Origin of the sequence: Pseudoalteromonas sp. S1727 (assembly GCF_005886375.1) — a bacterium.
GTDB classification, from domain to species: Bacteria; Pseudomonadota; Gammaproteobacteria; order Enterobacterales; family Alteromonadaceae; genus Pseudoalteromonas; species Pseudoalteromonas haloplanktis.
In genome coordinates this window covers 1-11,877 of the sequence record NZ_PNDT01000168.1, presented here as the reverse complement: position 1 = coordinate 11,877, position 11,877 = coordinate 1, and the positions used below count along the sequence as shown (strand labels likewise).

The window sequence follows — 11,877 nt, the reverse complement described above, 5'->3', positions numbered from 1 at the left end:
ACCGCTTTCAAATAATGGCGCGGTAACGAATGCATCACGTAATTCATCATTACGCATGGTTTTATAACTTCTGATATCCGCTGAGAACATAAAGTCCATAATTGCCCCTTTGTATAATTTGTTTATACATCTTAAAAAATTAAAATAATAATGGCTTAGCGAGCCATCCAACCGCCATCAACTAACATCACATGTCCATTAACATAATTGGCTGCATTGCTTGATAAAAATACGGTAGCACCGGCAAGATCTTCAGGTTTACCCCAAACACCACTTGGAATTCGCGCCGTAATACTTTGATGACGCTCTTTGTCTTGGCGAAGGTTATACGTGTTATCAGTTTCAAAATAACCTGGTGCAATAGCATTCACTTGAATGTTGCTAGCCGCCCATTCATTTGCTAAAGCTTTAGTTAACTGCGCTACACCACCTTTACTTGCGGCATAAGCTGGAACAGTAATACCGCCAGAAAAACTTAATAATGATGCAATATTGATAATTTTACCCGAGCCTTGTTTAAGCATGTGCTTACCGGCTTCACGACAGAATTTGAACACACCATTTAAGTTAGTATTGATAACTTCATTCCAATCTTCATCAGAGAATTCATGTGCTGGCGCACGTTTAATAGTGCCTGCGTTATTCACTAGAATATCAATTCGTCCAAATTCGCTAATAGTATCTGCAATTGCCTGCTTGATTTGTTCGCCATCACCTTGATCACAGCCAAGCGCCAGGCACGAAACACCCTTGTCTTTTAGTAAAGAGATTGTCGCTTCAACATTCTCAACCTTTGAACCAATTGCAACGACTGTTGCACCTGCTTCACCTAAAGCAACCGCCATAGCTTGGCCCAAACCACGGCTAGCACCAGTAACAATTGCAACCTTATTTTCTAAACCAAACTGTTCTTGCAAATATGTGTTCATTTTAAAACTCCTATAAACAGCTTAATTCTTAAATTAAGCCTAAAAGTTGAGGTAAGAATTCACTGATCGAAGGGAAGATAGTGACTAAAACAAGTGCAACGACCATTGCCGCATACAAAGGTAAAATAGGCTTAACTATTTCACTAATAGAAACCTTACCTATACTGCAGCCGACGAATAACACGCTACCTACAGGTGGTGTGCACAGGCCGATTGATAAATTTAGAATCATCATGATGCCAAAGTGTAAGGGCGATATCCCTAGAGACTCAGCAACAGGTAAAAAGATTGGGGTGAAAATGAGTACCGCTGGGGTCATATCCATAAATGTACCAATCAATAACAACGTAATATTAATTATTAATAGGATAATTAATGGGTTCTCTGACAAGGCTAATAATGTCTGACTAATAGTTTGTGGGATCAATTCGTAAGACATTAACCAAGACATTGCGGAAGATGCACCGATCAATAGCATCACAATAGCTGTTGTATTAACGGCTTTAAGTAAAATTGGATACAGATCTTTATAATTAAGTTCTTTATAAAAATACAGAGAAATAACCAATGAATAGAGTACAGCTATTGCACCCGCTTCTGTTGGTGTGAAAAAGCCACCAATAATGCCACCGATTATCAAGAAAATTAGAAATAAACTAGGAACGGCACCAAAAAGCGAAGGCCAAAATGGACCAATTGACTCTTTAGATAACGGCTGAATATTTTTACGTTTAACGTAAATAGCAGCACCTATGATTAATAAGAGCGTGACCAATAATCCAGGTAAGTAACCGGCAATAAATAAGGCTGCTATTGACACCCCTCCACTAGCCAGTGAATAGATGATCAAAATATTACTAGGCGGAATAAGCATCCCTGTAGTCGCAGCGGTTACAGTTACAGCGGTGCTAAAAGGTTTATCGTAGCCTTCTTTTTTCATTGCCGGGATCATAAAGCCGCCAATTGCTGAGGTAGCAGCAACAGCAGACCCCGAAATTGATCCAAACAATGCGCATGAAATCACGTTAACAAATGCCAATCCACCAGGAAGGCGTCCGACTAAGACTTTAGCAAATTCAATTAATCTTAATGCAATACCGCCTTGCCCCATGATATACCCAGATAAAATAAAGTATGGGATAGCTAATAAAGCAAAACTATCAATACCAGCTGTTAACCTCTGTGCGATAGTAGTCAGTGCAGGTAGTGTGTCTATTGTTGCTAACATAGTAACTAATGTAGCGAAGATAATAGCCAGTGCTATAGGTAAATTAATTAGCAATAGCAGTGCAAAAACACCAAATAAAATCATGCTCGTCATATGATGTCCTCCTGCTCTATTGAATGATTTGGGGCATTAAAAAAGAAATAGATGCTATAGAGTAAAAAAAGCAATCCACTAAGAGGCAGTACGAGGTATACAGCTGCCATTGGTACATTTAATACCGCCGAGTGTTGGCCTAATGTCCAAGTTAGAAGTACTAAATTCAAACCACCAATTATCAATACAGTGATCGCAAATATAGCGACCAATAGACAACATAGTTGAAAAACGATTTTGGCTTTCGCTACTGATAAATTCCTTACAATTAAGTCAAACCCTAGGTGACTATGCTCTCTATACGCGTAAGCCCCACCTAGCAAACTTATCCAAATAAGTAAAAACCTAGCTACTTCCTCAGTAAAAGAACTTGGCTGCGGTAACACAAACCGCGTTAAAACTTGCCAAGTAACATCTACAACTAATAAAGTCAGCATAATGGCTAATAAAACCCGTAAAGAACGGTCAATTGTGTGTAAGACGTGTTCAAACTGTTTCACTCTGATTCTCCCATAGCTTTAATACTGTCAACGAGAGGCTCGAGCATAGTGCCTTCCAATGAATCATAAATTGAGCTTACGCTGTCTTGAAACAGGGTTTTATCTGCAGTAATAATTTCAACACCTGCTTCTTCTACTTTCTGTAAAGACATCTCAGTCGATTCTGCCCAAAGTACTTTTTGATACTCAGTTGCTTCATGCATAGCTTGACTTAACCATTGCTGTTCTTGAGGCTTTAGCTTGTCCCACACTTTAGTGCCAATAACGATTACGTCTGGAATAGAGGTATGCTCATCTAATAAATAATATTTACTCACCTCATAGTGCTTTGAATAATAGAAACTAGGGGGATTATTTTCTGCACCTCCAACAATACCTTGTTGTAACGCTGTATAGAGCTCACCCCAGCTTACTGGCGTTGCTGCACCGCCCATCGTATTGACCATATCAACGGCGGTTTGGCTACTCATCACACGAATTTTCAACCCGTTTAAATCTGCTGGGCTTTCAACTTTTCGTTTTGTGGTATAGAAACTACGGCTGCCTGCATCAAAATAACCTAAACCTTTGATCAGAAATGGAGTACCCGCGTTTAATAAGTCTCGACCAATATCACTATCTAATGTCTTCCAATAATGCGCATGATCATTAAATAAGTAAGGAAGGCTAAATACCTTCATTTGCGGAACGAATGCTTCAAGTGAGCTGGCAGAAACCTTTGTCATCCCCATACTGCCAATCTGTAAAAGTTCAAGTACTTCGCGTTCGGTACCAACTTGTGCAGAAGGATAAATAATTAACTCCATCGTTCCACCTGAAAGCTGCTGGAGTACTTCATTCATGTGAACGAGTGATTTATGAACCGGATGTTGAGTATCTAAATGATGAGCCAACCGAATTGATGTATGTCTTTCATCACTTTTATTACATGCTGATAAAACGAGGCAAGATACTGTAATCATAAAGAGTTTAATAAAAGTACGCATATACATCATACCCCCTCACCCATAAGCGGAATACTTCGGTTTATAATTGCACCTTTATGCATAATTACAGTACTAGCGCATTGCTGCCCAGCCTTAATACACGCTTGAACACTTTTGCCTTGTAATTTTGCTGCAAGGTATGCGCCATTGAATGAATCGCCTGCTGCTGTAGTATCAACAGGTGTTAGAACCGATTTTAATGGATAAAATAAACGCTGGTTGTCTTTGTATAAATGACAACCATGGTGTCCATTTTTAACAACAATCTCGCCCACACCTGCATCAGCCCAACGATCGATACACTCTTCAGCCGTATGATCGCCATAGAGAGTTTTCTCATCATCAAAACTAATAAGGGCAATATCCGTTAAGGACATCATCTTAGTAAACACCTGTATCGCAGTGCTTACATCCATCCAATTACGCGCACGATAATTATTATCGAAAACAACTAAACCACCATTTTTTCGATACTGTGATAAGCAGTTGAATAAAGCAATTAGATCATCTTGAGGGTAAAGAGATAATGTAATTCCACTAAGGAACACCATGTCGTATTGTTTTATTTCATTCAAAACTTCTGGAAAGTCTGTCAATAAAGTTCTGGCTGGCGCATTTTGACGCCAATAATGAAAATAACGTTCACCATTGTCATCATTATTTATTATGTACAAACCAGGTAACTGACCATTTTTGATTCTAACATGCTCAATGCCGATCCCTTCTTCTTGCCATGCTTCCAGCATAACCTTGCTATAATGATCATTACCTAAAGCCGTAAAATAATCGGCGTTACCGTGGCAGCGGCATAAATAAATAGCAGTATTTAAAGTATCCCCACCAAAACCAATTTTAAACTGATCAGCGGCTTGCTGACTCAACTCAACCATGCATTCACCTAATACTGCTACTTTCACAATTCACCTTTAGATTTAATTCACATAAGCTGCTTTTTAATAAAATCATTGCTATTTACTACCCACCGACAGAAGAAAACGTATTAGTGTGTGGAAGTGAATGATTTTAACTACAGGTTGCGTGATTGTAAATGATTATATTGAGCGATATTGACCGAATGTTTTATATTTGTCAAATATGAGACATTTTCCGATAAGATTAATCGACGATTAAGCAGGCCGAAATAATAAAAGCACATAAAAAATAGGCAATTACTTATAATTATTGAGCGACCCTTATAACTAAAAGAAACAATTATCGTCAAAAAATGTCTTTTACAATCAAATTGTGTATAATTAAGTTTCAATTAATGACTGGATGATCTATCGATAAATATGAATAACTCCCTTGGAAAAACTGAGAATGATGAGCAAGCGCTACCAATGCTCGAAAAGCACAGACAACAACTAATCATAGACATTTTAGAACAAAGTCAATTTGCTAGCGTTCGAAGTTTGACTCAGCAGCTCAATGCTTCCGAGGCGACAATTCGACGCGATATCACTAAAATGTCTAAGCGAGGTGAAATCACTAAGATAAGAGGAGGTGCAGAAGCAATAAATGGCGAGAAAACCAAAAAACAAATCTCAAGCACCTCGTTTAGTGTCGATAAAACCAAGCGAGAAAAAACCAAAAAGCTGATTGCTCGACGCGCAGTGTCGTTGTGTTCGGAAGGTGATTCAATAATTATCAATGGCGGTAGTTCTACTTACATGATGGGTGAATACCTTTGTAAACTGCAGCTAAATATACTTACAAACTCGTTTGTTCTAGCAAATTACCTAACAGAAAATAGCGATAATCAGGTTTCACTCCCTGGTGGAGAAATATATCGAGAGCAAGGGATAATCTTGAGCTCTTATGAAAGCGATACGACTGAAAATTATCGTGGCTCAATGATGTTTATGGGAACCCCTGGTCTTGGTGAATTTGGCGTAATGGAATCAGATCCACTACTTATCCGCTCAGAACAAAAGTTAAAAAGACAAACGGAAAAACTAGTTATCCTAGCTGACAGTACCAAGCTAGGCCAACATAGTAATTTTATATTTTGCCCACTGTCTGAAGTGGATATTTTAATCACTGATTCAAATGCCGAGCCGGCACTGATTCAAAAGTTTGAAAGTCAAAATATTGAAGTATTAATTGTTGATGCTATCGATTAATACTCATTATCTATAATGGGGAAGTACTCGTTATTCTTTTACTTAATAACGAGTCCCCTGAATTAATACCAAAAAACACGCTCAAACCCCGTCTTTCTGACATAGTCTTTATTTTTTGCATTATCTACTACAACGACTTCCAAAGCATCGTTTGCTAAAGAAGCATCATTAAATAAAGGGTCATCCACAAATGCTTTATCGGGTACTTTCACTGGGTAGCCTTCACGTTGTAAATATCTATAATATGTGTGGATTTTAACATCCCCCATATTAAAGCATTCAGCTGAATAATCGGCCCAATTTGTATTTGTTGCTAGAATAACCAACTTCTTATATTCAGATAAACTAATTAAATCGCGTTCTAATAATGCCGCAGTGAAGCCTTTCGCAGCCTCACTATAGTTTGCGGTATTCAATACCACCAAGTCACATAAGCGAATACTCTGTCTTAGTGTTAGAATTGCTTGTGCAGGAACAAGCTGCTCATCAATTAAGCCAAGGGTTAATCTTTTGGCTGTATTAAAGATCTGCTCTTCAGGATTTGAAATATCACGTAGTAACTTGAGCGTACCAACAAGCAATTGATAAGAATGCTCATACGTCTTATTTTTTTTCTCCCATTCAGTAACTAACGCTTTGAAAGCAATAGGCTCACATAACTCCTGCATTGTTAAAAACCAAAGATCATGACCACTTTTAGTTAAAGTACCATCAATATCAAAAATATGACTAAGCAAAACTGATGCGCTCCTATCCGTAATTCAAACGTACAAATTCAGTTACATTTGCACTCGCAACAAAGTAGCTATTGTATCAACCCCTGCCATCATTACAACAAAATAAGTCAAAACCAAACATAATCAATCACAACATTGATCGCATGGAAAAATTGCTACACCTCATATTAATGAGCGGAGAAAAGTAAATGTAAAAGCCTTCTCTTTGGAGCTTTTACATTTACATAAAAAACAACTGATTAAAGAAACTTATTATAGTACTCAACTTGCTCTTTAGAGCCAATGGCGACAGGTACTCGTTGATGTAAAGAGGTTGGCTGAATGTCTAAGATTGATCGTCCTAAACTGGATGCTTGCCCGCCACTATTTTCAACCAACAAAGCGAGCGGATTAGCTTCATAAAGCAGCCTAATTTTTCCATTTTCATTGCCACTTCTTGAATCTTGAGGGTATAAAAATAGCCCACCACGACTGATCACACGATGGATATCACCGACCATAGCTGCATTCCATCGCATTGACGAGCCGGCATATTCATCACTCTTATATAAAATTTCGTTAAAGTAGGATTGTATACTGTCAGACCAGTAGCGGTAATTGGCTAAATTAACGGCAAATTCTTTTGTTTTTAATGGTATATCAAAGCTATTTTCTGTAAGTAGGTAGCCACCATGTGTTGAGTCCAGTGTGTAACAACGTGTAGGTCCGCCAGTTGTCATCACAAGCAAAGTTGACGCTCCATAAAGCACATATCCTGCACACAACTGTTGATTACCTGGTTGAGCAAACTGGAGTTCACTATCATCAGGTACATCATTTCGAGCCTTATAGATTGTAAAGATAGTCCCTATTTGGCCATTAATATCAACATTAGAAGAGCCATCAAGTGGATCAAAGGCGACAATATAAGGAGCGTTTGGCGTACCAGCTACCACAAAGTCCTCCTCTTCAGATGCAATTGCTCTTACTGAATCATCATCTAAAAGCATATCTTTGAGCAGTTGATTAGCCAAAACATCTAGCTTTTTCTGAACCTCACCTTGAATGTTTTCATCCAATGTAGAGCCGAGTACACCTGCTAATGCGCCTTGGCTAACCCGAAATGAAATTTCTTTCGATGCAGCAAGAACTGTTCTTATAAGCATGATCAACTCAAGTTCAACATTATCTCTCTTTAGTACAGGTATTAATCTTTGCAATTTAATTTCCTAGATTTTTATCATGATCTTTTAACGTCGCTGATCGCCTGCAATTCAAGCACATGGACCAAAACGCTTCCTAGCTATTAACCAGCTAAACAATATACTCCGCCGTCATTTATGTGTATATTGACAATAAATAAACAAACTGTTTCGAAACAAGACATAATTAAGGTTGCTTTATGATTGGTGCATCTGAACTTGCTATTTTTGCTGCTGTTGTTGAGGAAAGCTCATTCAGTCAAGCAGCATTAAAAATTGGTTTGTCAAAAACAGTGGTAAGCAAAAAAGTCTCTGCGTTAGAGCAAGAATTAAATACCCAACTACTTTACAGAACAACAAGAAAGCTGAGCCTAACTGATGCAGGAAAACTTTTATACAAGCATGCAAAAGGAATTAACCAGCAAGCAAATGATGCATTCACAGCAATTAATGAGCTTTCTCAAGAAGTCTCTGGTCATATTATTATGTCAGTCCCCACAATTTCAGGGGAGTTACTTTTAGCTGATTTAGTTGCTAAATTTTGTAAAAAATACCCTAAAGTTAGCATTGAATTAAGGCTTGAAAATAAACTGGTAGATTTAGTTGAAGAAGGGGTGGATTTAGCTATAAGAACGGCTGAACTTGCTGACTCATCACTAATAGCAGTGCCATTATTACAATCAAGTTGGGTTGTTTGTTGCTCTCCTGAATATCTAAACTCTACAAACCCACTTAAAGAGATCGACGACCTAAAAATGCACAACTGCCTTTGCTATGATTTACAGGCAAACGGTGGCAATGAATGGCGTTTTACTAAAGGCGAGCAACAGAAGTCAATTCTCGTCAAAGGAAGCATGTCATCAAACAATGCCCTTTCATTAAAAAAAGCAGCTCTGAACGATATGGGTGTAATTTACGTTCCAAAATGCAGTGTGTATGAAGAACTACGAGATGGCTCACTTGTACAAGTATTACAGCAGTATAAAGCGCGCTCATTAGGCGTATTTGCTATTTACCCTTACACTCGGCACAAACCAGAAAAAATTACCTTATTGATTGAAAACATAAAACAAGCCTATCGCTCACTTGAGCACATATTTAATTAACGCAATACGAATTGCAAAGTAGCGTATTGAAGCGCAAGTAAATACCGTTCGCCTCAACTCTCTTCCTCAAAGCCACGCTTGACATTTAACACGCCATTAACCAGTATAAGCAAAGCCAATCATAATGAGTCACATAAAGTCATACAGATTGACACTTATCTTACATAAACACACACAATTTTAGGTAACAATTATTATGTTTAAAAATGATCAATACTCCCATTATCCACCTGCTTCAACGAATCTAGCAGTAGCTGGCTAGTCACCCAAAAGTACATTTCTAGGTGAGTCTCCCATAGAAACGAACTATAAAACTGCGATAAGCACCATCTTTGAATTTATGCAAACTTTATAGCCATGTTCGCATAAAAATAGCATTCTCAGGGCAGGAATGAATATGGATTTAAGCTTTAGAAAAAAAATAATACTTAGCGTTATTACACCTATTATTGTGATTATTACTACATTTGTAATTCTCACTTATCATAACTCAATGGATACTTTTGAAAACGATTTAAGCCAGTATCAAATTGATATTAAAAAGGCAAAACGTGCTCATTTAAAAAGCTTAGTTAGCCTCGCGATTAACACCATAGAAAAACCTGTTTCTGAAGGTAATTTAGATCAGGCTATAGATATAATAAACACCCTCAAATTTGATACTTCAAACTACTTCTTCATCATGACATTAGATGGAACTGCACTCGCAAATGGCAGAAACCCAGCTATTAGAGGGAAAGATTTTAGCAACAATAAAAGCGTGCTAAATCAAATCGAAGCGGTTACAAAAAAAGATGGTTATTTAACTTATCTTTCAGGCCGCCCAGGCGATGACTCTGGCGTTCATGAAAAAATGGCTTACTTGGAAATGATCCCAAATACTAACTGGTATATAGGAACTGGCTTTTATATCGATGAAATTGCGCACACAATAAAAGAAAAACAAAGCAAAGGAGAAGAAGAACTTAATAATTTAATTAGAAACTTAATATTAATTTCACTGAGCTTATTACTAATTGTAGTTATGCTTGCTTTTGCCTTTGTTAAACGTTTATACGCTGTAATTGGTGGTGAACCTTATGAAATAGAATCAGTTGTACAAAGGATTGCATCTGGGGATTTTACATCAATAAAAAGAGATAACATTGAACCTATCGGTATATATGGTGCAGTTTACGAAATGGTAAACAAACTGCAGAGTATAATTTCAGATATTAATAATGCTACACACTCACTTAATACCTCAGCAGACAAAATGATAGAAAGTGCGCATCACGTTAAACTTGATTCACAGACGCAAATGGAACAACTTGAGCAAACAGCGACAGCAATGAATGAAATGACATTTACTGCTGAAGAAGTCGCTCGTAACGCGCTTGATGCAGCTAATGCAACACAAAGCGCGAATGAAAACGCGGATCAAGGCAATGAAATTGTCTCAAGTATGAATCAGAGTATTACATGCTTGCTAGCTGGTATGGAGCAAGTACAACAGGTTATTACTGAGCTTGAAGTCAAAACGGTAGGGATTGGCAGTATTCTAGATGTCATTCGTGGCATTTCAGAACAAACAAATTTACTTGCTCTTAATGCAGCAATAGAAGCCGCAAGAGCTGGTGAACAAGGGAGAGGCTTTGCAGTGGTAGCCGATGAAGTTAGACACTTAGCTACTAGAACACAACAAAGTACCGAAGAAATTCAACAAATGATTTCGCAGCTACAAAATGCTGCTCAGCAATCTGTTTCACTCATGAAAAAAAATATGCAAGACGCTCAATCGACAGCACAAAAATCCACGACTGCAAGTCAAGCTCTTGAGGGGATTAGAGAATCCATCATATTCATTGAAAGCATGAGCACACAGATAGCGGCTGCAGCTGAAGAACAGACAAACGTAGCGTCCGATATCAATCAGAGTATCGTATCAATAAGAGACTTAGCCAATAAAACAGCGATTAGTTCTGATGGCACAGTAGAAAATGCAAACGAACTATCAATGATATCTAATGAGCTACAACAAGCCGTTAAAATATTTAAATTAGACTAGGTGCTTTACTATCTCAAGCGGACTACCTTGCAATTAATTTGCTAAAACAAACATTTTCTAGCTGTCATTAAACTTTAAGTTTAACGACAGCTAACTCCATATATTGGCTTAGGAATTATATATAACATCACATTGCTTAAGGTGTTCTTCCACCAGTTTCAGCTTTTGTAATTTTTTAGGGTAAGGAGGTAAGTAAATTTTCTTAACATTTACGAGCCGAAGTTCGATTCTCATCGAGGCAGAAGAAGACATGCTACATCGTCTAAATCCAGACCCTATAAAAAATAAGCAACCGTGCACCTACGATCTCTTAGTGTAACTTCAGAAAATATTGACCAATATCATGATTGACAATAGCTTCATAACAAAACAGCCCCTAACCACCCCTGTGGCGCAAAAAAAAAACCAAACCCAACCCAAACATTAAAATAAACAAAAAAACACCTTACAAGCTCACAGGGGAGTTATTTGGTTGTCACATTGAGTTCTTCAATGATTAATTATAATCATGCGCAGTTGTTATTAAATTCATAAATAACATCGAAGACTACTTACAAAATCAAGATATGGCACCGGAAACTCTCAATCATTCCAAGTCAAATTTCACACTATAAATCACGACAAGGCGATGACTTATTTTTCAGATAGAAACGCATTTTAGATTTCATGTATAACAAGAATGCAAATTGCTGGCCTAATCAGCAGGATCTAAAAATACAAAAGTGCACACAAATCTAATTGGGGGCACTTTTCGTAAAATGCCCCCACTGGGAAAAAACATGGAAACTGCCCCCAATTAATAGGGGCAAAAATTAATATTTTTTAACAACGTCTTTTTTCGCATTTAATTTAAAAAAAACTGCCCCCAAGTGGGGGCGTTTTTTAGTAAACTGCCCCCAATTAATAGGGGCAGTGTATAAAACCCTACTTTTGCAAACTGCACGTGG

10 protein-coding genes are annotated in these 11,877 nt (G+C 37.7%); 3 read left to right on the top strand and 7 right to left on the bottom strand.

Annotated elements, in window-relative coordinates; genetic code table 11:
• Positions 1-155: 155 nt before the first annotated feature.
• The 5 genes from CWB85_RS21310 to CWB85_RS21290 are packed head-to-tail and all read right to left on the bottom strand — an operon-like array spanning position 156 to position 4,653.
• On the bottom strand, positions 156-929 hold the full coding sequence (locus CWB85_RS21310; RefSeq protein ID WP_016710458.1) for a glucose 1-dehydrogenase: 774 nt from the start codon (positions 927-929) through the stop codon (positions 156-158).
• Positions 930-957: 28 nt separating this feature from the next.
• The gene (locus tag CWB85_RS21305; protein ID WP_016710457.1) at positions 958-2,250 is read right to left on the bottom strand and encodes a TRAP transporter large permease; all 1,293 of its coding nucleotides are present in this window, start codon (positions 2,248-2,250) and stop codon (positions 958-960) included.
• The gene (locus tag CWB85_RS21300; RefSeq protein WP_016710456.1) at positions 2,247-2,750 is read right to left on the bottom strand and encodes a TRAP transporter small permease; all 504 of its coding nucleotides are present in this window, start codon (positions 2,748-2,750) and stop codon (positions 2,247-2,249) included. Before CWB85_RS21300 ends, CWB85_RS21305 begins: the two co-directional genes overlap by 4 nt.
• Positions 2,747-3,742 (bottom strand): TRAP transporter substrate-binding protein, encoded by a 996-nt coding sequence (locus CWB85_RS21295; RefSeq protein ID WP_016710455.1) that lies wholly within the window; start codon positions 3,740-3,742, stop codon positions 2,747-2,749. The genes CWB85_RS21300 and CWB85_RS21295 overlap by 4 nt, the downstream gene beginning before the upstream one ends.
• Complete coding sequence (locus CWB85_RS21290) at positions 3,742-4,653, bottom strand: sugar kinase (RefSeq protein ID WP_016710454.1); 912 nt, start codon at positions 4,651-4,653, stop codon at positions 3,742-3,744. The genes CWB85_RS21295 and CWB85_RS21290 overlap by 1 nt, the downstream gene beginning before the upstream one ends.
• Before the next feature lie 375 nt (positions 4,654-5,028).
• On the opposite strand from CWB85_RS21290, the gene CWB85_RS21285 reads away from it, so the two are divergent.
• On the top strand, positions 5,029-5,859 hold the full coding sequence (locus CWB85_RS21285; RefSeq protein WP_249314946.1) for a DeoR/GlpR family DNA-binding transcription regulator: 831 nt from the start codon (positions 5,029-5,031) through the stop codon (positions 5,857-5,859).
• A 62-nt stretch (positions 5,860-5,921) separates the two neighbouring features.
• On the opposite strand, the gene CWB85_RS21280 is transcribed toward CWB85_RS21285, so the two are convergent.
• Together CWB85_RS21280 and CWB85_RS21275 are read right to left on the bottom strand one after the other, a co-directional pair.
• Entirely contained in the window at positions 5,922-6,596 is a 675-nt protein-coding gene (locus tag CWB85_RS21280) for a hypothetical protein (RefSeq protein WP_138555969.1), read from the bottom strand.
• A 239-nt stretch (positions 6,597-6,835) separates the two neighbouring features.
• A complete protein-coding gene (locus CWB85_RS21275) occupies positions 6,836-7,795 on the bottom strand; it encodes a class 1 fructose-bisphosphatase (RefSeq protein ID WP_138555968.1) in 960 nt (319 codons plus the stop codon).
• Positions 7,796-7,977: 182 nt separating this feature from the next.
• On the opposite strand from CWB85_RS21275, the gene CWB85_RS21270 reads away from it, so the two are divergent.
• Positions 7,978-8,883 carry a LysR family transcriptional regulator gene (locus CWB85_RS21270; protein WP_016710450.1) on the top strand — a complete coding sequence of 302 codons (906 nt, stop codon included), beginning with the start codon at positions 7,978-7,980 and terminating at the stop codon, positions 8,881-8,883.
• A 397-nt stretch (positions 8,884-9,280) separates the two neighbouring features.
• Complete coding sequence (locus CWB85_RS21265) at positions 9,281-10,930, top strand: methyl-accepting chemotaxis protein (RefSeq protein ID WP_171039054.1); 1,650 nt, start codon at positions 9,281-9,283, stop codon at positions 10,928-10,930.
• Positions 10,931-11,877: the final 947 nt, after the last annotated feature.

Bases quoted from the DNA above. Each gene is read 5' to 3' on its own strand.
- CWB85_RS21265 (WP_171039054.1), top strand. From the start codon at position 9,281: ATGGATTTAAGCTTTAGAAAAAAAATAATACTTAGCGTTATTACACCT.
- CWB85_RS21295 (WP_016710455.1), bottom strand. From the start codon at position 3,742: ATGTATATGCGTACTTTTATTAAACTCTTTATGATTACAGTATCTTGC.
- CWB85_RS21285 (WP_249314946.1), top strand. From the start codon at position 5,029: ATGAATAACTCCCTTGGAAAAACTGAGAATGATGAGCAAGCGCTACCA.
- CWB85_RS21270 (WP_016710450.1), top strand. From the start codon at position 7,978: ATGATTGGTGCATCTGAACTTGCTATTTTTGCTGCTGTTGTTGAGGAA.
- CWB85_RS21305 (WP_016710457.1), bottom strand. From the start codon at position 2,250: ATGACGAGCATGATTTTATTTGGTGTTTTTGCACTGCTATTGCTAATT.
- CWB85_RS21310 (WP_016710458.1), bottom strand. From the start codon at position 929: ATGAACACATATTTGCAAGAACAGTTTGGTTTAGAAAATAAGGTTGCA.